23 protein-coding genes and 1 tRNA gene are annotated in these 26275 nt (G+C 66.3%); 17 read left to right on the forward strand and 7 right to left on the reverse strand.

The genetic code is table 11. The annotated features are described in order from the left end of the window. Positions 1-116 precede the first annotated feature (116 nt). Together EH199_RS03285 and EH199_RS03290 are read left to right on the forward strand one after the other, a co-directional pair. Positions 117-2948: a valine--tRNA ligase gene (locus EH199_RS03285; protein ID WP_124807828.1), complete on the forward strand. Its 2832-nt coding sequence runs from the start codon at positions 117-119 to the stop codon at positions 2946-2948. Positions 2949-3056: 108 nt separating this feature from the next. Further along, a complete protein-coding gene (locus EH199_RS03290; RefSeq protein WP_124807883.1) occupies positions 3057-3800 on the forward strand; it encodes a 7-carboxy-7-deazaguanine synthase QueE in 744 nt (247 codons plus the stop codon). A gap of 34 nt (positions 3801-3834) precedes the next feature. Here EH199_RS03290 and ssb read toward each other — a convergent pair whose 3' ends face one another. The 5 genes from ssb to EH199_RS03315 all read right to left on the reverse strand — a co-directional run bounded on the left by ssb (position 3835) and on the right by EH199_RS03315 (position 8038). Further along, positions 3835-4401, reverse strand: coding sequence for a single-stranded DNA-binding protein (gene ssb, locus EH199_RS03295; protein WP_124807829.1), 567 nt, complete (start codon positions 4399-4401; stop codon positions 3835-3837). Positions 4402-4496: 95 nt separating this feature from the next. Beyond that, a complete protein-coding gene (locus EH199_RS03300) occupies positions 4497-6353 on the reverse strand; it encodes a ferrous iron transporter B (protein ID WP_124807830.1) in 1857 nt (618 codons plus the stop codon). Continuing rightward, entirely contained in the window at positions 6350-6607 is a 258-nt protein-coding gene (locus EH199_RS03305) for a FeoA family protein (RefSeq protein ID WP_370449654.1), read from the reverse strand. The genes EH199_RS03300 and EH199_RS03305 overlap by 4 nt, the downstream gene beginning before the upstream one ends. Before the next feature lie 116 nt (positions 6608-6723). Continuing rightward, positions 6724-7383 carry a COQ9 family protein gene (locus tag EH199_RS03310; RefSeq protein ID WP_124807831.1) on the reverse strand — a complete coding sequence of 220 codons (660 nt, stop codon included), beginning with the start codon at positions 7381-7383 and terminating at the stop codon, positions 6724-6726. A 13-nt stretch (positions 7384-7396) separates the two neighbouring features. Then, on the reverse strand, positions 7397-8038 hold the full coding sequence (locus EH199_RS03315; RefSeq protein WP_223806444.1) for an ankyrin repeat domain-containing protein: 642 nt from the start codon (positions 8036-8038) through the stop codon (positions 7397-7399). Positions 8039-8102: 64 nt separating this feature from the next. Here EH199_RS03315 and EH199_RS03320 point away from each other — a divergent pair, with 64 nt between their 5' ends. From EH199_RS03320 to EH199_RS03365, 10 genes are all read left to right on the forward strand, one after another. After that, positions 8103-8711, forward strand: coding sequence for an SCO family protein (locus EH199_RS03320; protein WP_124807832.1), 609 nt, complete (start codon positions 8103-8105; stop codon positions 8709-8711). A gap of 1 nt (position 8712) precedes the next feature. Beyond that, positions 8713-9171, forward strand: coding sequence for a YcgN family cysteine cluster protein (locus EH199_RS03325; protein WP_124807833.1), 459 nt, complete (start codon positions 8713-8715; stop codon positions 9169-9171). Further along, complete coding sequence (locus EH199_RS03330) at positions 9168-9905, forward strand: M48 family metallopeptidase (protein ID WP_124807886.1); 738 nt, start codon at positions 9168-9170, stop codon at positions 9903-9905. Before EH199_RS03325 ends, EH199_RS03330 begins: the two co-directional genes overlap by 4 nt. Before the next feature lie 52 nt (positions 9906-9957). Beyond that, positions 9958-10416, forward strand: a complete 459-nt coding sequence (locus EH199_RS03335) for a hypothetical protein (protein ID WP_124807834.1) — start codon at positions 9958-9960, stop codon at positions 10414-10416. Continuing rightward, on the forward strand, positions 10391-11401 hold the full coding sequence (ribD, locus tag EH199_RS03340; protein WP_223806446.1) for a bifunctional diaminohydroxyphosphoribosylaminopyrimidine deaminase/5-amino-6-(5-phosphoribosylamino)uracil reductase RibD: 1011 nt from the start codon (positions 10391-10393) through the stop codon (positions 11399-11401). The genes EH199_RS03335 and ribD overlap by 26 nt, the downstream gene beginning before the upstream one ends. Positions 11402-11412: 11 nt before the next feature. Next, positions 11413-12036, forward strand: coding sequence for a riboflavin synthase (locus EH199_RS03345; RefSeq protein WP_124807835.1), 624 nt, complete (start codon positions 11413-11415; stop codon positions 12034-12036). Between the two features lie 477 nt (positions 12037-12513). After that, positions 12514-14955, forward strand: coding sequence for a TonB-dependent receptor (locus EH199_RS03350; protein WP_124807836.1), 2442 nt, complete (start codon positions 12514-12516; stop codon positions 14953-14955). 2 nt (positions 14956-14957) lie between these two features. Then, positions 14958-16313 (forward strand): LLM class flavin-dependent oxidoreductase, encoded by a 1356-nt coding sequence (locus EH199_RS03355; protein WP_190287101.1) that lies wholly within the window; start codon positions 14958-14960, stop codon positions 16311-16313. 17 nt (positions 16314-16330) lie between these two features. Beyond that, entirely contained in the window at positions 16331-17704 is a 1374-nt protein-coding gene (locus EH199_RS03360) for an MFS transporter (RefSeq protein WP_124807837.1), read from the forward strand. A 34-nt stretch (positions 17705-17738) separates the two neighbouring features. Then, the gene (locus tag EH199_RS03365) at positions 17739-18698 is read left to right on the forward strand and encodes a TauD/TfdA family dioxygenase (protein ID WP_124807838.1); all 960 of its coding nucleotides are present in this window, start codon (positions 17739-17741) and stop codon (positions 18696-18698) included. 52 nt (positions 18699-18750) lie between these two features. On the opposite strand, the gene EH199_RS03370 is transcribed toward EH199_RS03365, so the two are convergent. Then, complete coding sequence (locus EH199_RS03370; protein WP_124807839.1) at positions 18751-19536, reverse strand: SDR family NAD(P)-dependent oxidoreductase; 786 nt, start codon at positions 19534-19536, stop codon at positions 18751-18753. Positions 19537-19648: 112 nt separating this feature from the next. Here EH199_RS03370 and EH199_RS03375 point away from each other — a divergent pair, with 112 nt between their 5' ends. From EH199_RS03375 to EH199_RS03390, 4 genes are all read left to right on the forward strand, one after another. Continuing rightward, positions 19649-20539 carry a LysR family transcriptional regulator gene (locus EH199_RS03375; RefSeq protein WP_124807840.1) on the forward strand — a complete coding sequence of 297 codons (891 nt, stop codon included), beginning with the start codon at positions 19649-19651 and terminating at the stop codon, positions 20537-20539. 79 nt (positions 20540-20618) lie between these two features. Continuing rightward, positions 20619-20694 (forward strand) — tRNA-Val (locus EH199_RS03380). A 326-nt stretch (positions 20695-21020) separates the two neighbouring features. Beyond that, the gene (locus tag EH199_RS03385) at positions 21021-21938 is read left to right on the forward strand and encodes a hydroxymethylglutaryl-CoA lyase (protein WP_124807841.1); all 918 of its coding nucleotides are present in this window, start codon (positions 21021-21023) and stop codon (positions 21936-21938) included. A 292-nt stretch (positions 21939-22230) separates the two neighbouring features. Beyond that, positions 22231-23388 (forward strand): CaiB/BaiF CoA-transferase family protein, encoded by a 1158-nt coding sequence (locus EH199_RS03390; RefSeq protein WP_124807842.1) that lies wholly within the window; start codon positions 22231-22233, stop codon positions 23386-23388. Between the two features lie 18 nt (positions 23389-23406). Here the strand turns inward: EH199_RS03390 and EH199_RS03395 are convergent, their stop codons facing one another. Beyond that, the gene (locus EH199_RS03395; protein ID WP_158453943.1) at positions 23407-23913 is read right to left on the reverse strand and encodes a DUF3237 domain-containing protein; all 507 of its coding nucleotides are present in this window, start codon (positions 23911-23913) and stop codon (positions 23407-23409) included. A gap of 121 nt (positions 23914-24034) precedes the next feature. Here EH199_RS03395 and EH199_RS03400 point away from each other — a divergent pair, with 121 nt between their 5' ends. After that, on the forward strand, positions 24035-26266 hold the full coding sequence (locus EH199_RS03400) for a TonB-dependent receptor (RefSeq protein WP_124807844.1): 2232 nt from the start codon (positions 24035-24037) through the stop codon (positions 26264-26266). Positions 26267-26275 lie beyond the last annotated feature (9 nt).

Below are 26275 nucleotides of genomic sequence, written 5' to 3' on the forward strand. Positions count from 1 at the left end.
CGACAAGTGCATGACGTGCGACACAACGTTTCAAGCGTGGTTTCGGTTTCAGGATGGCATCCCGTTTGGCGCCCCGGCGCTTGCAGGCGGGCGGAACGGCTGGCAAAGCGCCCGCCATGACCGAACAGACTCTCGACAAGACCTTCGAGCCCGCCGAAATCGAGGCGCGCTGGTACAGCCATTGGGAAACGAACGGGCTTTTCCGCCCCGAACGGCCCGAAGCGGTGCCGTTCACGATCGTAAACCCGCCGCCGAACGTCACGGGATCGCTCCACATCGGCCACGCGCTGGACAACACGCTGCAGGACGTGGTGATCCGCTACGAGCGGCTGCGCGGCAAGGATGCGCTGTGGGTGGTCGGCACCGACCATGCCGGCATCGCCACACAGATGGTGGTCGAACGCCAGATGGAAGCGCGGCAGGACAAGCGCACCAACTACACGCGCGAACAGTTCGTGGAGAAGGTGTGGGAATGGAAGGCCGAATCCGGCGGCACGATCACCCGCCAGCTGCGGCGCCTCGGCTGCTCGATGGACTGGAGCCGTGAGCAGTTCACCATGGACCCGCATTTCACCAAGGCCGTGGTGAAAGTGTTCGTCGACCTCTATAATCAGGGGCTGATCTACCGCGACAAGCGGCTGGTGAACTGGGACCCCAAGCTCAAGACCGCGATCAGCGACCTCGAAGTGGAAACGCGCGAGGTGCAGGGCGGGTTCTGGCACTTCAAGTATCCGCTGGCTGACGGCGTGACCCGCGACGACGGGCTGGATTACATCGAGGTTGCCACCACGCGCCCCGAAACGATGCTGGCCGATATGGCCGTGGCGGTCCACCCGGATGATCCGCGCTACAAGAGCGTGATCGGCAAGGACATCGTCCAGCCGCTGACCGGCCGCCGGTTCAAGGTGGTGGCCGACGAGCACGCCGACCCGGAGCTGGGCAGCGGCGCGGTGAAGATCACGCCGGGACACGATTTCAACGACTTCGAGGTCGGCCGCCGCGCCGGCATCAAGGCGGGCGACATGCTCAACATGTTCGATGCCGAAGCGAAGGTGGTGCAGACGACGGACGGGCTGGTGCCCGCCGAATTTGTGGGGCTGGACCGGTTCGACGCGCGCCAGCTGGTGGTCGAGCGCATGAAGGAAGCCGGCTTCCTGATCCCGCACGTGTCCAAGGACAAGGAAGGCAACGAAGTCCTCCACGATGCCGAACCGCGCACGATCCAGACGCCGTTCGGCGATCGCGGCGGCGTGGTGATCGAACCCTGGCTGACCGACCAGTGGTACGTCGATGCCGAAACGCTCGCCAAGGCACCCATGGAAGCCGTGCGCTCCGGCGCGATCGAGATCGTGCCCAAGACCTGGGAAAAGACCTTCTTCAACTGGATGGAGAACATCCAGCCGTGGTGCGTGAGCCGGCAGTTGTGGTGGGGGCACCGGATTCCGGCTTGGTTCGGTCCGAAGATCGAAGGGAATCAGATTCGCTACGATCTGGGACTTTCGAACGTCGAAGTCTTTGTCGCGGACGATGAGTTGGAAGCAGAAAAGCTTGCCCTTGCTAAATACAAGGCGTTGGGACGTCCGATTGCGTTCTTGGACTCTCCCGCCCGCTTGCAAGAGGTGACAGAGCCAGGTCGAGACCCGGACTACATTTATCTCTGGCAGGAAACGGACGTCCTCGACACCTGGTTCTCCTCCGCGCTGTGGCCGTTCGCCACGCTCGGCTGGCCCGATGAAGATGCGCCGCTGCTGAAGAAGCACTACCCCAACGACCTGCTCGTCTCGGGCTTCGACATCCTGTTCTTCTGGGACGCGCGCATGGCGATGCAGGGCCTCCATTTCATGAAGGAAGTGCCGTGGAAGCGGCTTTACCTGCATGGGCTGGTCCGCGCGGCGGACGGGCAGAAGATGTCCAAGTCCAAGGGCAACGTGGTCGATCCGCTGGGCCTGATCGACCAGTACGGCGCGGACGCGCTGCGCTTTTTCATGTGTGCCATGGAAAGCCAGGGCCGCGACGTGAAGATGGATGAAAAGCGCGTGGAGGGGTATCGCAACTTCGCCACGAAGCTGTGGAACGCCGCGCGTTTCTGCCAGAGCAATGGCATCACCGGCGGCATCGGCGATCACACCGGCCCCGGCATCGCGCCGCAGCTTGCCGTGAACCAGTGGATCATCGGCGAAGTCGTCGACACCGTGGCCGAACTCGACAAGGCGATGGCCGACCTGCGCTTCGACGCCGCCGCCAACGCGATCTACCACTTCGTGTGGGACACGTTCTGCGACTGGTACATCGAACTGATCAAGGGATCGTTCGACGACGAGACCAGGGCCGTCGCGGGCTGGGTGCTCGACCAGATCCTCGTCCTGCTCCACCCGTTCATGCCCTTCGTGACGGAGGAGCTGTGGAACAAGACGGGCGCGCGCGCCGGCGAGCTGATCGTGGCGGCCTGGCCGCAGCCGACGGCGGCGGTGGATGCGGCGGCGAAGCGCGAGGTTGAATGGCTGATCGCGCTGGTTTCCGCCTTGCGCACCGCCAAGAACGAGCTCGGCATCGCGCCCGGGGCCAAGCTGGACGCCTATCTGCCCGAACCCAGCGCGGCCACGCGCGCGATCATCGAGGCGAACGGCCCGGCGATCGACCGGCTGGCGCGGCTTTCGTCGATCCGCTTCGAACCGTTCCCTGCCGGTGCCGCGATGCAGATCGGTGCTGGCGATGCCAACATCGTCATCCCGCTGGAAGGTGTGATCGACATCGCCGCCGAAAAGGCCCGTCTCGAAAAGGCTCTCGCCGCCGCACAGAAGGAAGCGAAATCGCTCGAAGGGCGGTTGAACAATCCGGCTTTCGTCGAGAAGGCCAAGCCCGAGGCGGTCGAGAAGGCCCGCGCCGATCACGCATACCACAGCGCCGAGGCCGAGCGGCTGGCGGCGGCGCTGGCGCGGCTGGGGTGACGTGATGCCTGCTCCGTTCGTGTCGAGCAAAGCCGAGACACTCCGCGCGATGGTTCTCGACTTCGCTCGAACCGAACGGAGGCTGGATTGCGTCCGTTGGCCCGCGCCATGCTGACACTTGCCACCACCACGCCGGGCGAACCGGAAATCTTCGCCTCGTTGCAGGGCGAAGGACCGTCAATCGGCCGCCCTTCGGTGTTCCTGCGCCTGTCGCGCTGCAATCTTGCCTGCCGCTGGTGCGATACCGCCTACACTTGGCGCTTTACCGGCGACAACCGGCCGCACCGTGACGCAATCGCCTTCGAACGCGGCGAGAACCAGATCACGCTGGACGAGCGCGACGTGGCGCTGCGCCTGCTGGCCCATCCGCAGGACCGGCTGGTGGTGACCGGCGGCGAACCGCTGTTGCAGGCCCCCGCCCTCATCCGCCTGCTGACGATCCTGAAGGAAGCGCGGCCCCGCCTGCATGTGGAGATCGAGACCAACGGCAGCGTGCCCCCGACGCAGGCGCTGGACGCGCTGGTGGACCAGTACAACGTCAGCCCCAAGCTCGCCCATTCAGGCAACCCGGCCGATCTGGCGCTGGTGCCCGAACGGCTGGCGCACTGGGCCATCGAACCGCGCGCCTTCTTCAAGTTCGTGGTCGCCACGCCCGACGATCTGGACGAGATCGCGGCGCTGCAGGCGCATTACGCCATTCCGTCGGACCGCCTGTTCGTGATGCCCGAAGGCACCGCCAGCGCCCCCTTGCGCGAACGGTCCGCCTGGCTGGCCGAAGCCGCGATGAAGGCCGGCTGGCGCTTCACCGACCGGCTGCACATCCACCTCTACGGGGATACGCGCGGCACATAGCAAAACCTCCCCGGAAGCGGGGAGGTTCGGAAGGTCAGAACGGGATATCGTCGTCCAGATCGTCGGAGAAGCCGCCGCCGCCGCCGGACGATCCGCCGCCGCCCTGGTTCCAGCCACCGCCCGAGGACGATCCGCCCCCGCGCGAGGAGCCACCGCTGCTGCCGCCTTCGTTCCAGCCGCCACCGCCGCCGCCCGAGCGCTGGCCACCGCCGAAGCCGCCGCCCCCACCGCTACCGCCACCGGCACCGGGCGCGCCATCCAGCATGGTCAGCACCGCGCCGGGGCCTTGCAGCACGACTTCGGTGCTGTAGCGGTCATTGCCCGACTGGTCCTGCCACTTGCGGGTGCGGAGCTGGCCTTCGATATAGACCTTGCTGCCCTTGCGCAGGAACCGTTCGGCCACGCCCGCCAGACCTTCGGAGAAGATCGCCACGCTGTGCCATTCGGTGCGTTCCTGCCGCTCGCCCGAATTGCGATCCTTCCACGTTTCCGACGTGGCGATGCGCAGGTTGCAGACCTTGCCGCCGTTCTGGAACGAGCGCACTTCCGGGTCAGCCCCCAGATTGCCGACCAGAATGACCTTGTTGACGCTGCCTGCCATCGAATCGTGTCCCGTGTGAATGTGGAGGCTGGCCTAGCCAATGCGCGGCGGCAGGGCGAGTCCGCCCCCCGTCCTTTCCACAACGCGGGGCAAAACTACCCCAACCCGAAGGCCCGTGCCGTCCAGAAGGTCACGCCCGCCGCCAGATAGGCCAGGCCGAACAGGTAGGCGAGCATGAATGCCGGCCATTTCCACCCGTTCGTTTCGCGCCGGGTAACCGCGATCGTCGACATGCACTGCGGCGCGAACACGAACCACGCCAGGAACGCAAGCGCGGTCGGCAGGGTCCAGTGCGCCTTGAGCTGATCCTCCAGCGCGTTCGCCTGCGCATCCTCGTCATTCGCGTTGTCCACGGCATAGGTCGTGGCGAGCGAGCTGACCGCCACTTCGCGCGCGGCCATGGCGGGGATGATCGCCAGCGCGATATCGCGGTTGAAGCCCACCGGTTCCACCACCACGGCCAGCCCGTTGGCGATGTGCCCGGCGATCGAGGCGTCCACCTGGCTCTGCCCCTCGCCCGCGCGGGGGAAGTTCAGCAGGAACCACAGCACCACCGTGACCGTGAAGATCATCGTGCCGGCGCGGCGCAGGAAGATCCACGCGCGCTGGAACAGCCCGAGCGCCAGATCCTTGACCGTGGGCAGCTGGTACTTGGGCAGCTCCATGATGAAGCCGCTGGCCGCGCCCTTCGTCACCGACCGGCGCAGCACCAGCGCCACCACCATCGCCCCCACCACGCCGAACACGTACAGTCCGAACAGCACCAGCCCCTGCAGGCCGAAGCCGGGGCCGACGGTGCGATGGGGAATGAACGCGGCGATGATCACGGCATAGACCGGCAGGCGCGCCGAACAGGTCATCAGCGGGGCGATCAGGATCGTGGTCAGCCGGTCCTTGGGATCGGTGATGCTGCGCGTGGCCATGATGCCGGGAATGGCGCAGGCGAAGCTCGACAGCAGCGGGATGAAGCTGCGCCCCGAAAGGCCCACCGTGGCCATCAGCCGGTCCATCAGGAAGGCGGCGCGGGCCATGTAGCCGGTCGCCTCCATCGTCAGGATGAAGAAGAACAGGATCAGGATCTGCGGCAGGAACACGATCACGGCCCCCACGCCCGCGATCACGCCATCGGTCAGCAGATCGCGCGCAAGCGAGGGCGGAAGCGCGGTCTTCACCAGATCGCCAATGCCCGCAACGCCCGCGTCGAGCACGTCGGCAAAGGGCGTAGCCCAGCTGAACACCGCCTGGAACACCACGAACAGCAGCGCCAGCAGGATCGGTGGACCAAGCCAGGGGTGCAGCAGCACGCGGTCCATCCGGGCGTGAATGCGATGCTTGGCGGTTTCCGAAAGGATCGCGCCATGCGCCATCTCGTGCGCCAGCAGCCGCCGTTCGGGCAGCGTGACGTGGGCGCGCGGCGCGGTTTCGCCAGACACGCGATCGCGCGCTTGCGCAATCGCGGCGGACAGTTCTGCCAGCCCCCGCCGTCGTACCGCCACGGTGGGAATCACCGGCACGCCCAGCGCGGTTTCGAGCGCGGCCGAATCGAGCGTCAGCCCATCGCGCTCGGCAAGGTCCACCATGTTGAGCGCGACCACGGTCGGGCGGCCAAGCTCCAGCACTTCCTGCGCGAAAACCAGATGCTGTTCGAGGTTCGAGGCATCGAGCACGATCACCAGCACGTCCGGCTGGGCCTGCCCCACCTGTTCGCCCATGATGACCTTGCGCGTTACCTCTTCGTCGGGGCTGGTGGCGTTGAGGCCATAGCTGCCCGGCAGGTCGACCAGTTCCATCGGTTCGCCGCTGGGCAGGATCAGGCGCCCCGCCTTTCGCTCGACGGTGACGCCCGGATAGTTGGCGATCTTCTGGCGCGCGCCCGTCAGCGCGTTGAACAGCGCGCTCTTGCCCGCGTTGGGATTGCCGACCAGCGCGGCGACACAGGCGTTGCGGCTCATGCCGTTGCTCCGATCAGTTCGACATGCATCGCCCGGGCATGCACGCGCCGCAGCGCCACCGTCATCCGGCCGATCTCCACCGCCAGCGGATCGCGCGACACAAATACGCCGCGATAGGCAAGGCGCACATGCGCCCCGGCATCCAGCCCCAGCGCGCGCAGCCGCTCCGCCTCTTCGGGCACGAGCAAGTCCCAATCGACGGAATCGATTCGCGCGGGCGTTCCAAGTGGGATCTGGTCGAGTGTCACGCTCACGGCGCTGCCATAGGCCGAAAGCATTTGCAAGGCATTCGCAATAAGGAGCCTGAAATTAGCATGGCTCCACTGGCGCGACCTTGCCACCGCGCGCATTGACGCCGGTCAAGTGGCTCTTATCGCGCGGGATACCGTAGGCGGCCGAACAGGCGCATCACGCTGAAGGTTTCCTCGCGCGAGCGGGTCAGCCGGGCCTTGGCCTTCTCGAAACGCATCACGCCCTCGATCCGCCGATCGAGGAACGCGCGCGTATCGGCATGGCCCTCGCTCTTGTCCTCGGCATGGACCGCCAGCGTGGCGGCATATATCGCCGCCAGCGTGGCGCGCTTGGTATAGTGGTTGTAGTCCGTCGCGGTATCGCCGGCGAGCCGCCACATCGCATCGGCGCTGTGCCAGCCGAGCTTCATCGCGGTGGTCACGTTCTGCGGCATAGCCATGATCGCCAGCGCACGGCGGAGCGCTTCCTCGCGGCCGGCCAGCGCATCGAGCCGGAACTGTACCAGCGTGCGGATGCGCTCGCGGATCGGCAGGTTGCCGATCCGGGCGGTCGGCAGGGCTTCGGCCATGTCGGCATCGATGCGCGCGATCCACGCCGCGATCATCGCCATGGGCTTGCCCCCGAACGCGAACGCCGCAACCGCCGGGTCCACCCCGGCCGCATCGGCAGCGCTGGCCACGGCGGCCTCGCCCCATCCATCGAAGACGGCGGCTTCGGCCACGTGAGGCGCCAGTTGCAGGCGGATAGCGTCGAGCGTCGATTCAGAAGCGGATGTCATCGCCACGGCCCGATCAGAACGAAGGCCCGTAGGTGGGCTTCTGCGGGGCAGCCTTGGCGGCCTTCATGGCGTTGTCGATCTCTTCCAGCACGGCACTGTTCTTGCCGTCGAGCGCGGCATAATCCCGCGCGGAACGGCCCGAATTGTCCGGCCGCTCCGGATTGGCCCCCGCCTTTAGCAACATGCGGATGATCGCCATGTCGCGGCGATGCACCGCGTTGATCAGCGGGGTTTCGCCGGTGTTGTTCGGTTCATCGACGCGCGCGCCGCTCTTGATGAGGAAATCCACGCCTTCGGCAAAGCCCAGATCGACCGCCATCACCAGCGGCGTGGTGCCCTTCACGTCTCGCACGTTCACATTGGCGCCCTTGGCGACCAGGAATTGCATCCAGGTCAGATCGCGGCGGGCGGTCACGATGTGCAGCGCGGATTCGCCGGAGGTGACGTCGCGCGTGTTGACGATCTGGGTGCCGGGCTCGTTCAGCGCATTCTGGACCTTTTCGCCGTCCTTCTTCTTCACGGCTTCGAGGAACTTGTAGCTTTCCGAAAACTGCGCTTGCGCGGGCGCGGCGAGACCCAAACCCAGCCCGAGCCCGGCGATCATCGCCAGTCCCGCGAAAGCCGATCGAAGCCCGTTGTGCCGCCGCGTGTTCACGTCCCTGTTCCTTCTGCTGCGAGCCTGCCGGACTCGCCCCTTGCGGAACCCGTGTTAGCAGAGCATGAACCGTCCCGCCATGGCCCGACCGATCTTCCTTGCAGCGCTAACCGCCCTGGCCGCCACGCTTTCCGCGTGCGGCAGTTCCACCCCCACCGAAACCCCGCCGCTGGAAGGCGCGGCGATCGGCGGCGATTTCACGCTTGTCGACAAGGACGGCAAGACCGTTCACTTCAACGATTTCGCCGGCAAGTACCGCATCGTGTACTTCGGCTACAGCTTCTGCCCGGATGTCTGCCCGCTCGATCTCCAGCACGTGATGCAGGGCTATCACCTGTTCGCGAAGGATCACGCCGACCTGGCGAAGAAGGTGCAGCCGATCTTCGTGACGATCGACCCCGCGCGCGATACGCCGCAGGTCGTCGGCCAGTTCGCCGCCAATTTCGGCACGGAACTGCTGGGCCTGACCGGCAGCGAGGCTCAAGTCGCGCAAGCGGCCAAGGCTTTTGCCGTCTATTATCAGAAGCGCCCCGGCACCGCGCCCGATGCCTATCTGATGGACCACAGCCGCGGGGTCTATCTGATGGCGCCCGACGGCAAGCCGATCGCGCTGCTGCCCGGCGAGAAGGACGGGAAGGCCGTCGCCGCCGACCTCGTGAAATGGGTCCGCTGACATGGCCGCGCTGGCCGACCGCTTCTGGGAAAAACCCGTCGAAACGCTGACCCGTGACGAATGGGAAGCGCTGTGCGACGGTTGTGGCAAGTGCTGCCTGCACAAGCTGGAAGACGAAGACACCGGCGCGGTCTATCACACCAACGTCGCCTGCCGGCTGCTCGACCTTTCGACCGCGCGCTGCGCCGATTACCGCCACCGCAAGGCGATGGTGCCCGATTGCCTGCGGCTGACCCCGCGCATCGTGGCGGAAGTGCCATGGCTGCCGGCGACGTGCGCCTATCGCCTGCGCGCCGATGGCCTGCCCCTGCCGGCATGGCATTACCTGATTTCGGGCGATCGCGATGCGGTTCACCGCGCGGGCGTCTCCGTCGTGGGCAAGGCCGTCAGCGAGGTGCTCGCGGGGCCGCTGGAAGAACACATCGTGCCGGAAGAGGTATGGCAGGCGTCGGGGGGATGATCGACTGGCTGCGCCGCCCCGCCGCGCCGCGCGTGGTGAAGCCGCGCACCCTGCGGATCGGCGGGCAGGATCTGCCGCTCGTGATCCGGCGGCTGCGGCAGGCAAAACGGATGACGCTGCGCCTTTCGCCCGACGGCAGCGAAGTGCGCGTTTCCATTCCCGCCTGGGGCCGCGTCGGCGATGCCGAGGCTTTCGCGCGGGACCGCGCCGACTGGCTGGCGCAGCAACTGGCGCGCCTGCCCGCGCAGCAGACGCTCGAACCTGGCGCGCCGGTGCCGTTCCGGGGCGTGGCGCGTCGGCTCGACTGGCATGCAACGGCCCCCCGCAGGCCATCCATCGGGGAAGACGCGATCATCCTCGGCGGCCCGCGCGAGGGGCTGGAAAGCCGGCTGCGCCGCTGGCTGGAACGCGAAGCGCTTGCCCTGCTTGCCGACGATCTGGCGCATTACTGCGCGCGCGGAGGCCACCCGGTGCCGCGCCTCGCCCTGTCGCGCGCGCAACGGCGCTGGGGCAGCTGCGCCGCCGACGGATCGATCCGGATCAACTGGCGGCTGGTCATGGCCCCCGATTTCGTCCGGCGGTCGGTCGTGGCGCACGAGGTCGCGCATCTGCGCCACTTCGACCACAGCCCGGCCTTCCACGCCGAACTCGATCGCCTGTTCGAAGGGAACGTCGCCGAGGCGAACCATTGGCTGAAGCGCGAAGGACGCGGGCTCTACCGCCCGTTCGGCTGATCCTGGCGCAGGGCACTGGCGGAATCGGCGGCCACCGCCTATCTAGACGGCGATGAAGGACTTCTTCCGAAACGTCTCGCCCCGGCGCGCGATCATGGATCTGTGGCAGATCATGGGCGCGCCCAGCGAATACCGCACGCGCGGCCTGTTGCTGGCCGCCTGCGTGACGGGCGGAATATTCTACCTGATGGTCCAGCAGGAAGGGCGCGGCCTGCCCCGTCCGCCGAAGGTGCTCTACTTCGAAAGCTGGCGCGCGGACCGCTCCGACAAGGAGATCATCGCGGGCAACATCGCCGCGACGAAGAAGGCCCGCGCCGAAGAGGCGGAAGAGGAGCGCCACGCCGAAAACATCCGCCAGATGTACAAGGCCGTCGGCGCGGCAACGGGCATCGATACGGAAAAGATGTATCAGGAAGGCAAGGCAGAGCGCGAAGCCGAAAAGAAGGCCGAGCAGGAACGTGCCGAGAAGATCATCCAGCAGCATCGTGCCCAGCCCAGCCCCCAGCCCTGACGCTGAGCGGCCCGACCAGGACTGGCTGGACGCGGCAGCGGCGATCGCCGCGCGCGGCCGTCCGCTAAGCCGCCCCAACCCCGCCGTCGGCGCGATGATCGTGCGCGACGGGCGCGTGGTCGGGCGCGGCTGGACCCAGCCGGGAGGTCGCCCCCATGCCGAGGCGATGGCGCTGGCGGAGGCCGGCACCGCCGCGCGCGGCGCAACGCTATACGTCACGCTGGAACCCTGCGCCCACGCCAGCGCGCGCGGCCCATCCTGCACCTCGCTGGTGCTGGCCTCGGGCCTCGCCCGCGTGGTCGTCGGCTGCGAAGACCCCGATCCGCGCACGGCCGGCAACGGCATGGCCGCGTTGCGGGAGGCGGGCATCGCGGTGGACCTGCTCTCGTCCCCGGCCGCGCGGGCTTCACTGGAAGGCTACCTCACTCGCAGCCGGCTGGGCCGGCCGCACGTGACGCTCAAGCTCGCCACGTCGCTCGACGGGCGGATCGCGCTGGCGGACGGGACCAGCCAGTGGATCACCGGCGCCCAGGCGCGCGCGCATGTCCATGCCGAACGCGCCTGCGCCGATGCGATCCTCGCCGGTGGCGGCACCTTGCGCGCCGATGCGCCGCGGCTGGACGTGCGCCTGCCCGGCCTGGAGGAACGCAGCCCGGAACGCTGGGTGCTGACGCGCGGCGCTGCGCCGGACGGCTGGCGCGCTGTGGCCGACATTGCCGCGCAGGACGCCTTTGGCGCGGCGCAATACCTGTTCGTCGAAGGCGGGGCCGGTGCCGCCGCCGCGTTCCTAGCCGCCGACATGGTCGACCGCATCCTGCTCTACCGCGCGCCCATCGTGATCGGCACCGGGCTTGCGGCGATCGGCGATATCGGCCTGGCCGCGCTGCCCGACGCGCACGGCCGCTGGCAACTGGCCGAACGGCGCCAGCTTGGCAGCGACACGCTCGACGTCTACCACCGTCTCCGTCCCACCCTTCCAGCCTGAAAGCCGCGCGCATGTTCACGGGTATCGTCACCGAAATCGGCAACATCATCGCCATCGAGGATCGCGGCGACCACCGCGTGACGGTATCCTGCGCGATGGACCCGGCGAAGATCGCGATCGGTGCCTCGATCGCCTGTTCGGGCGTGTGCCTGACCGTGGTGGACAAGGGCGGCGTGGCCGGCGAAGCGTGGTTCGCGGTGGACGTCTCGGGCGAAACCGTGTCCCGCACCGCGCCCGCGCAATGGCAGGCAGGCCGGCCGATCAACCTGGAACCCGCGCTGAAGCTGGGCGACGAACTTGGCGGGCATATCGTGACCGGGCATGTCGACGCGGTGGGCGAAGTCGTGGGCATCTGCCCCGAAGGCGCCTCGCACCGGATCGGCATCGCCGCACCAAGGGAACTCGCACCGTTCATCGCGCCGAAGGGCTCGATCACGGTGGAAGGGGTGTCGCTGACCGTCAACGAAGTGGCCGACCAGCCCGATGGCACGGCGCACTTCGCGCTGAACATCATCCCCCACACCGCCGAGGTCACCACGCTTGGGCGCCTTGCCCCCGGCGACAAGGTTAACCTCGAGATCGACGTGCTCGCGCGCTATCTCAAGCGTATGCAGAGCCTTGCCGCGCCGGCCTGAGGTCGGAACCTGTCAAGGCGGCGCTAAAGCCTGTCTGTCCGGCGCAAAAGCAAAGCTTGCGCTTGACGCTTATGACTCAACCAAATAAGTAGACATTCATCCCTCACGGGTTCCGGTGACCAGGCCGGCCGTGTCTTCAGAGGGTCCTGGTCCGCGGCATTTGATCGGGAAGCAGCTTGCTCCGCGTTACCAACCGCTAAAGCGCGCGATGCTGGGGCGACAGCGCCAGGCATCGTGTTCCCTCACGCTAAGTGATGAGGTGATACGATGCGTGCCATGAGCTTTATCTGACGTAACCCGCCGTGTCCGGCCGCGCCCTGCGCGCGGAGGGAGCCGGATCGCCCGGCCGGTTGCGCCCCTCACGAACCATACAACCGTCGCTTTACAACTGACGCGGTCACCATGCCCCGCGTTCCGGTCCACCGGACGCATGCGTGCGGCACGCCCGTTTCCATCTTCAGGTTTCAGGGATCAACTATGTCCGATTTCATTTCATCCGCGCTTCGCGGAAGCCTTGCGCGCGCCCTTGCCACAGTTTCGGTCAGCATCATTGCGCTAGCCGCCGCACCTGCCTGGGCAACCGCCGCCGATGCCCCGGGTGCCGATGCGCCCGCGGACAGCACCGCCGCGCCGGACGGGGAAGCCGCCGATGCCGGCAACGAGATCATCGTCACCGCGCGCCACCGCGAGGAGCGGTTGCAGGACGTACCGCTCGCCATCTCCTCGATCGCCGGCGGCGAACTCAACGCCCAGCATCTCGACCGCGTGGCGGACTATACGGTGAAAGTCCCCAACTTCGGCGCGATCCAGCAGAACACGCGCGTTTCGGGCCTCTACATCCGTGGCGTGGGCGGCAACGCCAACAACGACGGCGCCGAAGGCGGCGTCGGCCTGATCGTGGACAATGTGTTCTTCACCCACGTCGGCTTCAGCTGGCTCGATTTCGTCGATCTGGAAGGCGTCGAGGTCGTGCGCGGGCCGCAGGGCACGCTGCTCGGCAAGAACACCACCATCGGCGCTGTGATCGTGCGCACCGCCAAGCCCAAGTTCGATCCCGAACTCAACATCAACGCCACTTATGGTGGCCGCAACCGCTTCCAGGTGCGCGCCAATGCCACCGGGCCGATCATCGCCGACAAGCTGGCCTATCGCGTCACTTTCGCCACCGATCAGGGCGGCGGCTGGATCCGCAATGCCTATGACGGGGCCAAGTATCTCGACAACAGCCGCTGGTCCGTGCGCGGCCAGTTGCTGTTCACGCCGGCCAGCAACATCAGCAGCCGCCTGATCGTCGAGCACTACGAAACGCGCGAATACAACAACTTCTACCCGGCCTCCGCCGACGTAAACGCCAACCTGAACCTCGATGGTACGGTGCGATCCGTCCGTGCCGGAAGCTGGACCAACAAGCTGAAGACGCTGTTCGGCTACACGCCCAGCTTCGACATCACCAAGAACGCCAATCTCAATTCGCAGCAGCGGCTGGTCTCGCGCACCAACGGCATCTCGAACGAGCTGAACTGCGACTTCGGCGGCGCAACGCTGACCTCGGTCAGCGCCTGGCGGCAGCTCTATTTCCGTCCCTACAACGACAGCGACCTGACGCCGCTGCCGATTTTCCGCGCCGGCTATGACGTCGATGTCGACCAGTATTCGCAGGAACTGCGGCTCGCCTCGAACAAGGGCGGCCTGCTCGACTGGCAGGTGGGCGCCTATTACCTGCACGAAGACCTGGTCAGCGATTACCGCACGATCTTCTATTCGGGCGCAGCCGCGTTCCTGACCGGCAGCAACGCCACCCCCGCCGCGATCCTCGACGGCATCGATTACAGCAAGCGCGGCAAGCTCAAGATCGACAGCGGCGCGGTGTTCGGACAGGCCACGCTGCACCTGACCGATGCCCTCTCGCTGACCGGCGGCGTGCGCTTCACCCGCGAACGCAAGCAGGTGAACGTCACCGGTTCCTATACCGGCGGCGCCACCCTGCCCCTGCCGGCGCTGAACACCGCCCGTTCAACCATTCTTGCCAGTCTTGGCGGCACCACGGCAGCGGAAGGCGGCCTTTTCACCGTGGGCGCGGCCAATACGCGCAATTCTGTCGCCTGGCTGGTGAACCCGTCGTTCAAGGTCAGCGACAACATCCTGCTCTATGGCTCGGCCAGCTATGGCGAGAAATCGGGCGCGGCGAACACCACCGCCTCCACGCTCACGCAGTCGGTCATCATCACCCAGCCGGAAAAGTCGCTCGACTTCGAAGCCGGCTTCAAGACCACCTGGCTCGACCGCAAGCTGACGCTCAACGTCAATTTCTACAACAACACGATCAAGGGCTATCAAGCCACTCAAGTCGATACGCAGCGGCCCACGCTCGGCTCCTACCTTGCCAACGTGGGCAAGGTGCGGCTGCGCGGGGTGGAGTTCGAAACCACGATCGCGCCGGTTCCGGGCCTCACCCTGAACTTCAACGGCGCCTATAACGACGCGAAGTACCTCAACTACGCGAACGCGCCAGCGCCGCTGGAATTCCAGGCCGCGCTGGGCGGCGCGACCTCGACGCTCAGCCTCACCGGCTACCAGATCGCCAACGCGCCCAAGTGGGTGCTGCAGGGCGGCTATAACGTCGAGCAGCCGATCGGCGGCAACCTCAAGCTGACGAGCTACGCCACGGTCAGCTATCGCAGCCGCACCGCGTTGATCAATCCGCGTTCGATCTACGGCTGGCAGAACGCCTATGCGCTGGTCAACGCCGGCATCGGGTTGCGGACCGAGGACGATCGCTATTCGATCCTGCTGTGGTCGAAGAACCTGTTCGACAAGCGCTACGCCGCGGCATTCGGCGCGGCCAGCGCCAACACCCCCATCATCACCATCCTGGGCGAACCCCGCACCTGGGGCGTGACCCTTTCCGGGAAATTCTGACCATGGCCGAACCCCGTCAAATGCGCCTCGGCGCATTCCTCTACAGCATCGGGCACCATGTCGCCGCCTGGCGCCATCCCGATGTCGATCCGCACGACGCCTTCCGCTTCGAGTTCTACCGCAAACTCGCGCAGAAGGCGGAAGCCGCCAAATTCGACGCTGTGTTCTTCGCCGACAACGTGGGCCTGCTGGGCGGGTCCGCCGAGGCGATCAGCTACGCCCCGCCGGTCTATTTCTGGGAACCGCTGACCCTGCTGGCCGCGCTGGCCACGCATACCAGCCGGATCGGCCTGATCGCCACGGTATCCAGCACCTACATGCCGCCCTACCATATGGCGCGGAAGTTCGCCGCGCTCGACCAGTTGAGCGGCGGCCGCGCGGGCTGGAATCTGGTGACGTCGGGCACCAATGCCGAAGCGGCCAACTTCGGCCTGTCGCATCAGCTTGCCCACGCCGAACGCTATGACCGCGCGGCAGAGCATATCAGCGTGGTCAAGGGCCTGTGGGACACCTGGGACGACGATCCGCTGGTGCTGGACAAGGAAAGCGGGCGCTTTTCCGATCCGGCCAAGGTCCGCTTCCTGAACCACGAAGGCCCCTATTACAGCGTGCGCGGGCCGCTCCAATCGGGCCGGCCGGTGCAGGGCCATCCCGTGATCGTGCAGGCGGGATCGTCCGCCGACGGACAGAAGCTCGCCGCCGCTACCGCCGAAGTGGTGTTCACCGCGCAGCAATCCCTGGAGGAGGCCGTCGCCTTCGCGCAGGGGGTGAAAGACCAGGCCGAAGCCGCCGGGCGCAGCCGCGACAGCCTGCTGGTGATGCCCGGTGCCAGCATCTACGTCGCCCCCACGCGCGAGGAAGCGCAGGCCAAGTTCGACGCGCTCCAGCGCTTCGTCGACGTCAAGGCCGCCGCGCAGGGGTTCAAGACGTTCCTCGACTGGGACCTCAGCGAGGTCGATCTGGATGCGCCGCCCCCTCCCCCACCCTTCACCGAAGGCTGGCAAAGCCGGCAGCGGCTGCTCTACGATCTGGCGCTGCGCGAAGGCCTGTCGGTGCGCCAGCTGGTCGGCCGGATCAGCGCGGCGCGCGGCCATCTCGTGCTGGTCGGCACGCCCGCCGACATCGCCGACACGCTGCAGGAATGGTTCGAGGCAGGCGCCGCCGACGGTTTCAACATCCTCGCGCCCACGCTGCGCGACGGGCTGACCGACTTCATTGATCTCGTCCTGCCAGAGCTGCGCCGGCGCGGGCTGTTCCGCACCGAGTACGAAGGCACGACCCTGCGCGATCATCTGGGGCTGGCGCGACCCGCCGTCGCCGCGCGACCCGCCACCGCTGTCACCGAAGCGGCGGCCTGAACCAGGGACGGCCCGGCATGACACTCTCTCCGCAATCCGCTCCATCGGCTTGGCGCCTGATCCGCTTTGCCGCGATCGCCGTGCCGATCTACGCCGCGGCACAACCCGTCGTGGCCTATCTGCCGGCGATCATGGCCAAGGATTTCGGCTTGTCGCTGGGCACGCTGGGCCTGCTGATGCTGGCCGGCCAGATCATCAATTCGGTGCTCGATCCGGTGATCGGGACGTTGAGCGACCACACCCGCGCGCGGTTCGGCCGGCGGCGGACATGGATCGCGGCGGGTGGGCTGACCTTCACCGCGGGCGCCGTCCTGCTGTTCTTCCCGCCGCCCGGCGGCAGCATCGTCTGGCTCGCAACCGGCCTGCTCCTGTTCTATGCCGGCACATCCGCCGTACAGACGCCATTGCTCGCGTGGTCGGGCGAACTCAGCAGCGATTATCATCAGCGCACGCGGATCACCGCCTACATCACCGTGCTGGTCGCGGTGGCGCTGGTGGTGACGCTGGCCGTCGCCGCCGTGGGCGACCGCCTGTTCCAGGGCGACGGACGAATGCGGCTGGCGCTGTTCGGCGCGCTCGTTCTCGTCACCGCCCTGCCTGGCCTGTGGCTGACGCTGACCGCCGCACCGGATCGCCCGGCGGAGCTGGTGGCGCGGGCGCCGTTTTCGCTGCGCACGACGCTGGGCGCGGTGTTCGGAAATAGCCTGCTGGTCCGCGTGATCCTGTCCGACGCCTCGGTCCGCACCGGACAGGGCATCCGCGGTGTGCTGCTGGTGTTCTACGTAACCTACTATCTGCGACGGCCGGAATGGGCGGCGGGGCTGTTCCTGTTCCAGTACATCTTCGGCATGGCGGCCGGCCCGATCTGGCTGCGCATCTCGCTCAGGCTCGGCAAAAATCGGACGGCCGTGCTGGCGGAACTGGTCCAGGCCGCCATCAACGCCGGCCTGTTGCTGACCACGCCCGACCGCTTCGGCCTCGTCCTGTTCCTCGCCTTCGCGCAAGGGCTGGCGCAGGGATCGGGCAACATCATGCTCCGCTCGATGGTGGCGGACATCGCCGACAAGCATCGCGCCGAAACCGGCGAGGACCGCGTCGGTCTCTATTACTCCGTATTCAGCGTCTCGGAAAAGCTGGGCAGCGCACTGGCCGTGGGCCTGGCCCTGCCGCTGGTCGCGGGGTTCGGCTTCGATCCCAAAAGCGCCGCCAACACCCCTCAGGCGCTGAACGGCCTGCTGCTCGTCTTCGCGCTCGGTCCGTCGATTGCTCACGCAGTGTCGGCCGCGCTCGTCGCTGGCTTCCCGCTCGACGGGAAGCGTCACTCCGAAATTCGCCGACAACTCGAGGCGCGGGACCGCACCAGCGCCGCCTCCCTCGTGCCCGCCGAATGATCCCTCCTGCCCCCTGTTTCAAGGAGACTGCATCATGAATGCCATCGCCACCTACACCAACGCCCGCGATCCCAAATCCCCGCTCGATATCGTGCCCGTCACCGGCACGATCGGCGCGGAAATCCGGGGCGTGACCCTGTCCGGCGATCTCGATCCCGCCACCGTGCAGGCGATCAAGGATGCCGTCGTGCGCCACAAGGTCGTGTTCTTCCGCAACCAGCACGAACTGGACGATGCCCGGCACGAGGCCTTCGCCGCGCTGTTCGGCGATCCGGTGGCGCACCCCACCGTGCCCGTGGCCGAAGGATCGCGCTACCTGCTCGAACTCGACAGCAAGGAAGGCTACGCCGCGTCCAGCTGGCATACCGACGTAACCTTCGTCGACGCCTATCCCAAGGGATCGATCCTGCGCGCGATCACCATTCCGGAGGCTGGCGGGGATACCGTGTGGGCCAATGGCGAAACCGCTTACGAAGGCCTGCCCGAACCCTTGCGCCAACTGGTCAATACGCTGTGGGCCACGCACACCAATCTCTATGACTATGCGGCGGCGCTGGGCAATCCCGCGCGCGGCAGCGAAGACAGCGTGCAGCGAGAGCGCATCGCGCAGCACCGCAGCGTCTTTGCCTCCACCGTTTATGAAACCGAACATCCGGTGGTCCGCGTCCATCCGGTGTCAGGGCAGCGCAGCCTGCTGCTCGGCCATTTCGTGAAAGGCTTTGTCGGGCTGAACCAGGCGGATTCGCAGCGCCTGTTCCAGATCCTGCAGGACCACATCACCAAGCCGGAAAACGTGGTGCGCTGGCGCTGGCAGCCGGGCGATGTGGCGTTCTGGGATAACCAGTCCACCCAGCACCGGGCCGTCGCCGATTTCGGTCTCCAGCGCCGCACGCTGCGCCGTGCGACGATCGCCGGCGAAGTGCCGGTAGCGATCGACGGACGCAACAGCCGCACCGTCCGCAAGGAAAAAGCAACGCAGTACGAAGCCGTCTGACGATAATCCGCCTTCCCGTGCCGCGAACCGTTCGACGGCACGGGATTGCGCTTCAGGCGATCGTTGGAATGATCCCGCCTTCCATGCGGACGGCAGCGCCATTGGTGATCGCGCCCAGCGAGCTGGCGAGCAGCGCGACCTGCGCCGCGATCTCATCGGGTTCGATCAGCCGCCGGATCAGCGAAAGCGGCCGGAACCGGGCGAAGAACTCGGCTTCGCGTTCGGCTTCGGGCGCATACTTGTTGTCTACGACCGAGCGGATGAAATCCACGATCCCTTCAGAGCGCGTCGGTCCGGGCAGAATCGCATTCACCGTCACGCCGGTGCCGCGCGTCTGCTCTGCCAGCCCGCGCGCGATTGCCAGCTGCGCCGTCTTGGTCATCCCGTAGTGAATCATTTCCTGCGGGGTGGCCAGCGCGCTTTCGCTGGACACGAAGATCACGCGCCCGGTGCCCCGCGCCAGCATTTGCGGAAAGTAATGCCGCGCCAGCCGCGCGCCACTCACCACGTTGACCTCGAAAATGTGATGCCAATCGGCATCGCTGATCTCGGCAAAGGGCTTGGCTTCGTAGATTCCCAGATTGTTGACGAGGATATCGACGTCGGGAACCGCCGCGATCAGCGCGGCCGCACCTTCGGCCGTCGCCGGATCGGCCAGCACGCCCCGCGCGCTCCCCTTCGCGCCGATCGCCTGCACCGCGCGCTCCAGCTTTGCGGAATCGCGGCCGCTGATCGCTACCGCAACGCCTTCGGCGGCAAGCCTTTCGGCAATGGCAAGGCCGATGCCCGCCGTGGCACCGGTGACGAGAGCCGTCTTTCCGGCAAGGTTAAGATCCATGATGCGTCTCCATGAAACGGGATTGTTGCATGGTACATAGGCGCTTGAACAACTTGTGATTAGGCATCACTGATGTATTTTAGAATTGATTTCAATTCACGAGTGTCGCTTCATGGACAACCGTCTCGGCGAAATGGAAACGTTCCTCGCGGTGGCGCGACAGGGCAGCCTGGCCGGCGCGGCGCGGGAACTGCGGCTTACGCCGTCTGCCGTCAGCCGGGCGCTGGGGCGCCTTGAGGCGCGGCTGGGCGTACAACTGATCGCGCGCACCACCCGCGCCCTCGCCCTGACGCCCGAAGGCGAGGCCTATCGCGTGCGCGTGGCCGGGCTGCTGGAGGAAATCGACGAGCTGGAGCGCGATTTTCCGGCCACCGGGCAAAGCCCTTCGGGCCGCCTCAGGATCAACGCCTCGGTTCCGTTCGGTGTGCATTGCCTGATCCCGGTCCTACCCGAATTCCAGCAAGCCTTCCCGGCGATAACGCTCGACCTGGCGCTGACCGACGCGATGGTCGATCTGGTCGACGAACGCGCGGACATCGCGATCCGGGTTGGCCCCTTGCGCGATTCCGGGCTGCGCGCGCGAAAGCTGGGACACAGTACGATGGCCGTGGTGGCAAGCCCTGCCTATCTGGAGCACCACGGCACTCCGCGTGTTCCCACGGACCTCGAGCACCACACCTGCCTGCGCTTCAGCTTCCGCCGCTCGGTCGATTCCTGGCCGTTCCGGACCGGGGGCGTAACCACGCATCAGGTCATGGATGGCCGGTTTCTGGGTAACTCGGGCGAAGTGGTGCGCATGATGGCCTTGGCCGGCGGCGGCATCGCGCGGCTCGCCCGCTTCCATGTCGCGGCCGATCTGGCGGCCGGCCGGCTGATCGAACTGCTCACCCCTTTCAACCCCGGCGATGGCGAGGACATCCACGCGCTGCACGTCGGGCACGATCGCCTGGCGGCACGCATCCGCGCATTCCTCGATTTTCTCGAAACGCGTATCCGCCTTTAGGGTCAGACCGCCAAAACCGGGCGCTCCAACCGGGATTGACTACCCCGGGCAAACCGCGCATGAGCGCGGCTTCCGCGAAGGGCGGTTAGCTCAGTTGGTAGAGCATCTCGTTTACACCGAGAGGGTCGGCGGTTCGAGCCCGTCACCGCCCACCAGGATCACGCTTCACAGCGCCTCCCACCATCCCTGAAAATCCAGCAAATCCGGGCTACACTCGGCCTTGCCAGGTCCACTGCGTCTCCGCAGATGCCACCACAACTCACCCATTTGGGAGCCTTTCCGGGGGCAGGTCAGGCCCGCTGGACGAACTCGCTGACCGAGACATGCGGCGGAATGTCGACGAACAGGTGGACGTGTTCCGCGCCCTCGGCGGGGCTGGGAAATGGCTTCACCGCCGCGCGCTTGACAACGAAGAGGCCGACGCCTTGACAATTGCGGAGGCCAGGAAGACGGCCTTGCCGAGACAAGTTGGGAGAAAGGCGTGACAACCGCAGCGATTGATTTTGTCGAAGTCGGTCCGCGCGACGGCCTGCAGAACGAAAAGGCGCTCGTCACCACCGCGGACAAGCTCGAATTGATCCGCCGCAGCCTGCATGCCGGCGCGCGCCGGATAGAAGTGACCAGTTTCGTCAATCCCAAGCGGGTGCCGCAGATGGCCGATGCCGAAGAGGTCTGCGCCGGCCTACCGCAAGTGGAGGGTGCCAGTTACATCGGCCTTGTCCTCAACGCGCGCGGGGCGGAGCGCGCCATCGCAACCGGCCGACTGCATGAACTCGGCGCGGTCTGCGTCGCCTCGGAACGCTTTGCCATCGCCAACCAGGGGCAGACCAGCGCGGAATCGCTGGACGCCGCCCGCGCGATCGTCACCATGGCGCAGGCGGCGGGCCTCAAAGGACAGGTTACCATCGCCGCCTCGTTCGGTTGCCCGTTCGAAGGCGAGGTCGCCGAGGACCGTGTCGTCGCCATGGCCGCCACACTGGCCGAAGCCAGCCCTGCCGAGGTGGCGCTGGCCGATACCATCGGCGTGGCGGATCCGGCCCATGTCGCACGGCTCGTCCGCCGGGTGGCGGCGGCGATCGCGCCCTTGCCGGTCCGCGTGCATTTTCACAACACGCGCGGGACCGGGCTTGCCAACGTCTGGGCGGCGATCGAGGCGGGAGCCAGCGTGGTCGACGCCGCGCTAGGCGGCCTGGGTGGCTGCCCGTTCGCGCCGGGCGCGGCGGGCAACGTGGCCAGCGAGGATGTGATTTACATGCTCGAGCGCGCGGGCATCCGCACCGGCATGGATTTGGCGAAGATGGTCGAGGCCAACGCGTGGCTTACCACGTTGATGGGGCGCAAGCTGCCGAGCATGGTCGCGCAGGCGCCGGCCTTTCCCGGGATATGTGCCGAGGGTTGACGGGGCCTGCTTGCTTCCTAGGCGGCGTGGACAAATTCCGTAGTTGCGGCGCGTTGCGCGAGCAGCTTTCGGCTTAGCGATTTGGACGCCTCGACCGCACCAGCAATGCGTCCTGCCCCCAGGAACAGCGCTTTCCCGCAGCAATCGTGGCGGAGCGATCGCTTTCACATGTCCGAACTGGACGGACCGGAACGCCTTCAAAAAACGGTTGATAAATACATAGCATTCTAAGTATATTCAGCACAGGTCAGGTTGCACTACCAGTCGGATCGGACGGAAGGATTGAATAAGCATGATCATCGGCGCTGGCGCACTGGAGGGAATCCGGGTGGTCGAAATGGGCCAGCTCATCGCCGGGCCGTTCTGCGGACAGTTGCTGGGCGATATGGGCGCCGAAATCGTGAAGCTGGAACCGCCCGAAACCGGTGACCAGATGCGCCATTGGGGCCAGGGGGACAAGCCGAGCTGGTGGCGCGTCATCGCCCGCAACAAGTATTCCGTGGGTGCCGACCTGAGATCGGCGGAGGGGCAGGATCTGGCCCGCGACCTGATCGCGCGGGCGGACATCCTGATCGAGAACTTCCGGCCGGGCACGCTCGAAAAATGGAACCTCGCCCCCGCGGATCTGCGCGCGGCGAATCCGGGTCTGATCATCGTGCGCGTTTCGGGTTATGGCCAGACCGGCCCCTATTCGACACGCGCCGGCTTCGGCGGCATTGGCGAGGCGATGGGCGGCTGGCGCGGGATCGTCGGTTATCCGGATCGCGCGCCCGCTCGCGTGGGTGTGTCGATCGGCGATACGCTGGCCGCCACCTATGGCTGCCTGGGCGCACTGGCCGCCCTGCACCACCGCAACCAGACCGGCCAAGGGCAGATCGTCGATTCCGCGCTGTACGAAGCGGTGCTGCAAGTGATGGAATCGACGGTGTCGGACTATTCGGTCAGCGGCACCAAGCGTCAGCGCACCGGATCGGCGCTGCCCGGCATCGCGCCGTCCAATGTCTATCCCTGCCGCGACGGTGAATATCTGATCGGCGCCAATCAGGATGGCGTGTTCGCCCGGCTGGCCGCCGCCATGGGCCGCCCCGAACTGGCCAGCGACGAACGCTATGCCACGCACCGGGCGCGCGGCGCGCGGCAGGAAGAGCTCGATGGCCTGATCGGCGAATGGACGAAAACGCTGACCATCGCGGAGCTGGAAGCGAGAATGATCGAGGCCGGGGTGCCCGCCGGCCGCGTTTACGATGCCGAGGACATGATGGCGGACCCGCATTTCGCCGCGCGTGACGCGCTGGTGAAAGTGGACGATGCCGAATTCGGCGAAGTCACCATGCAGGGCGTGTTCCCCAAGCTGTCCGACACGCCCGGCAGCATTCGCCGCCCGGCACCGCTCGCCGTCGGCCAGGATACCGCCGACGTCCTGCGGCGCTGGCTCGGCCGCGAAGCCTGACGCGGCGGTCGCTACCCCCTATCCGATTTCGTGAATGACGTGCCGCACCCCGAAGGCGGTGCGTTCTCCCACGCCGACCGCGAGCACGCCGTTCAACCATTCCAGGCGCTTGCTCGCGGTTTCGAACACCATGGCGATGCGCAGGTAGTAGCGCGCCGGATCGACATCGGGCGCGGCAGGATCGGCGAAGGCGGCGCGCACCGGATCGGGAATGACGCTGCGCCCGGTGTAGGTCAGGTAGATCAGCTCATCCTCGTCCGTGCGCCATACCGCGCGCGCATCGAACGTGCCGACGGACGCGTCTTCTCCCAGGCGTCCGGCGCGAGACCAGTTGCCGCCGCCCGGAAGGATCGTCCCCGCGATTCGCGGACCGAAGAATCGGCCCCCGGTCACATAGCCCATGCGTTGATCGCCGAACGGCGAAGCGCCGATCGCGATCAACCCGCCGGCAACCTCGAACTCCGCCGTACAAAGCGGTTTGCTGGCCAGAATTCCGCGAACATCCGTCTGTGTTTCTCGCGTCACGCCGCGAATCCTCTCTTTCAAATGTGGTGGACACCGATAAAAACATTAGTATGCTAAGGGTCAATCAGATTCACGGTCCAGACGACACGGATCGGAACAACCTCAATGGGAGAGGGTGAACATGAAGGCTCAAAAACAGTTCCTGTTTTCTGGGGTCGCCGTGATGGCGATGCTCGCTGCCGCCACGCCCGCGATGGCGGAAGCGGAGGGAACCGCTTCGGGCGACGTGACCGACGCCAAGGAAATCATCGTCACGGCGCAGAAACGCGCCCAGAACCTGCAGGACGTGCCGATTTCCATGGAAGTGGTCAGCGGCCAGCGCCTGGCCGAATTCAACTCCAACGACATCAAGTCGGTGATGAACTACACGCCGAACGTGTTCGTGCAGTCCACGGCCGGCAACGACGTGATCTACATCCGCGGCTTCGGTTCGCCGCCGGCCAACTTCGCGTTCGACCAGTCCGTGTCGCTCTATGTCGATGGCGTCTATGCCGGCCGTTCGCGGCAGGCACAGGCTCCGTTCTTCGACCTTGCCCGCGTCGAAGTGCTGCGCGGCCCGCAGGGTGCGCTGTTCGGCAAGAACACCGCCGCCGGCGCGGTGAGCGTGGTTTCGGCCGGGCCGACCAGCCACTTCGAAACGAGCCTGACCGCCAGCTACAACTTCGATTTCAAGGGGCCTGACGTTTCCGGCTACGTGTCCGGGCCGATCACCAGCACGCTCAGCGCGCGCCTTGCCTACAAGTTCATCAACCAGGATGGCTATATCCGCAACCTGGCGACCAACCACGATGATCCGCAGATCAAGCAGCAGGTCGCCCGCCTGACGCTGAAGTGGGAACCGAGCAGCAATTTCGACTACACGGTGAAGGCCGAATACGCCAACCGCGACGTGATCGGCGGGATCACCGTTTCCAGCCCGCTGACAAGCGCGCAGGCGCCCCATCTCACGCGCTACCTCGATCGTTCGGCGCTGGGCGATGAAGGCACCAAGACCAAGTCGGTCATGATCTCGGGCACCGGCAACCTCAAGCTCGGCGATTACACGCTGACCTCGGTCACCGGCTACAGCTGGTTCAAGGCCAACATCGTCAACGGCTTCGACCAGACGATCCCGAACAGCGGCGGCGCGTTCACCAACAATTCGGTGTACAACAGCTTCCCCGAACGCTTCGATCAGGTCTCGCAGGAAGTGCGCCTGCTTTCGCCGACCGGGCGCTTCCTCGATTTCATCGTCGGCGCCTACTATGACCACTCGACCTACCGGCTGGATCAGCTGCAGGGCTTCAACATCGCCAACCTGTTCGGCAGCCCCTACTTCGGCCGGATCGACAGCCGCTTCAACCAGAAGGCGGACTCGTTCTCGGTCTTCGGCCAGGGCACGGTGAACGTGACCAAGGCGCTGCGCGTGATTGGCAGCCTGCGCTATACCCATGTCAGCAAGGACGCCGATTTCGCGTCCAGGCTCGTCTATGGTCCTTTCGCCATCCGCCCGATCTCCAGCGCGGCCGGAAAGCGCAGCGAAGGCAACGTCGATCCGTCGATCACCGTGCAGTACGATGTGGCGCCGCACGTCATGGTCTATGGCACCTGGGGCCGTGGCTCGAAGTCCGGCGGATTCGTGTCGAACACGCTGGGCACCACCAACGCCACCTTCCAGTTCAAGCCGGAACGCTCGGAGAATTTCGAGGCTGGCGTGAAATCGACGATGCTGGACGGCAAGGTCGTGGCGAACGTCTCGCTCTACCACACGCAGTTCAAGAACCTGCAGGTCTCGGTCTATCAGCCGGCAACGTCCAGCTACCTGACCGGCAACGCCGCCAGCGCCACGTCGAAGGGCGTGGAAGGATCGTTCACGTTCTATCCGATCGACAACTTCGACATCAACGCGTCGGCCGCCTACCAGGATATCAAGTACGACGACTATCCGGGCGCGGCCTGCCTGGCATCGCAACCGACGACCTGCACCCCCGCCACCAACAACCTGAAGGGGTATAGGGTGGCCTATTCCTCGAAGTTCACCGGCAGCGTCACCGCCCATGCCCGCTTCGATCTGTCAGACGCGCTGCGGCTCGACGTGACCGGCGTGGTCGCGGGCCGTTCCAAATACTTCGACTCCGACAACCAGAGCCCGATCTTCGGCGTGCAGAAGGGTTACGCCAAGCTCGACCTGCGCGTGCAACTGGCCGATCAGGAAAACCGCTGGCACATCGCCTTCGTCGGCAAGAACCTGACCAACCAGCTCACCACCGGCAGCGCGTTCAACCTGCCGGCGCCGATCACCGCCGTACCGCGCGCGATCCTCTATCTCGAACCGCCCCGGAACATCGCGGTCGAGGCTGGCATCAAGTTCTGACAATCCGGC

This window comes from Novosphingobium sp. LASN5T, assembly GCF_003856955.1.
Taxonomy (GTDB): domain Bacteria; phylum Pseudomonadota; class Alphaproteobacteria; order Sphingomonadales; family Sphingomonadaceae; genus Novosphingobium.

Excerpts from the sequence above, each read along its gene's own strand:
- ssb (WP_124807829.1), bottom strand. The coding sequence starts at position 4,401 with ATGGCAGGCAGCGTCAACAAGGTCATTCTGGTCGGCAATCTGGGGGCT.
- EH199_RS03330 (WP_124807886.1), top strand. The coding sequence starts at position 9,168 with ATGATCGACTGGCTGCGCCGCCCCGCCGCGCCGCGCGTGGTGAAGCCG.
- EH199_RS03390 (WP_124807842.1), top strand. The coding sequence starts at position 22,231 with ATGATCATCGGCGCTGGCGCACTGGAGGGAATCCGGGTGGTCGAAATG.
- EH199_RS03290 (WP_124807883.1), top strand. The coding sequence starts at position 3,057 with ATGCTGACACTTGCCACCACCACGCCGGGCGAACCGGAAATCTTCGCC.
- EH199_RS03300 (WP_124807830.1), bottom strand. The coding sequence starts at position 6,353 with ATGAGCCGCAACGCCTGTGTCGCCGCGCTGGTCGGCAATCCCAACGCG.
- EH199_RS03335 (WP_124807834.1), top strand. The coding sequence starts at position 9,958 with ATGAAGGACTTCTTCCGAAACGTCTCGCCCCGGCGCGCGATCATGGAT.
- EH199_RS03320 (WP_124807832.1), top strand. The coding sequence starts at position 8,103 with ATGAACCGTCCCGCCATGGCCCGACCGATCTTCCTTGCAGCGCTAACC.
- EH199_RS03350 (WP_124807836.1), top strand. The coding sequence starts at position 12,514 with ATGTCCGATTTCATTTCATCCGCGCTTCGCGGAAGCCTTGCGCGCGCC.
- EH199_RS03360 (WP_124807837.1), top strand. The coding sequence starts at position 16,331 with ATGACACTCTCTCCGCAATCCGCTCCATCGGCTTGGCGCCTGATCCGC.
- EH199_RS03325 (WP_124807833.1), top strand. The coding sequence starts at position 8,713 with ATGGCCGCGCTGGCCGACCGCTTCTGGGAAAAACCCGTCGAAACGCTG.
- EH199_RS03310 (WP_124807831.1), bottom strand. The coding sequence starts at position 7,383 with ATGACATCCGCTTCTGAATCGACGCTCGACGCTATCCGCCTGCAACTG.
- EH199_RS03355 (WP_190287101.1), top strand. The coding sequence starts at position 14,958 with ATGGCCGAACCCCGTCAAATGCGCCTCGGCGCATTCCTCTACAGCATC.
- EH199_RS03375 (WP_124807840.1), top strand. The coding sequence starts at position 19,649 with ATGGACAACCGTCTCGGCGAAATGGAAACGTTCCTCGCGGTGGCGCGA.
- EH199_RS03370 (WP_124807839.1), bottom strand. The coding sequence starts at position 19,536 with ATGGATCTTAACCTTGCCGGAAAGACGGCTCTCGTCACCGGTGCCACG.
- EH199_RS03400 (WP_124807844.1), top strand. The coding sequence starts at position 24,035 with ATGAAGGCTCAAAAACAGTTCCTGTTTTCTGGGGTCGCCGTGATGGCG.
- EH199_RS03365 (WP_124807838.1), top strand. The coding sequence starts at position 17,739 with ATGAATGCCATCGCCACCTACACCAACGCCCGCGATCCCAAATCCCCG.
- EH199_RS03345 (WP_124807835.1), top strand. The coding sequence starts at position 11,413 with ATGTTCACGGGTATCGTCACCGAAATCGGCAACATCATCGCCATCGAG.
- EH199_RS03285 (WP_124807828.1), top strand. The coding sequence starts at position 117 with ATGACCGAACAGACTCTCGACAAGACCTTCGAGCCCGCCGAAATCGAG.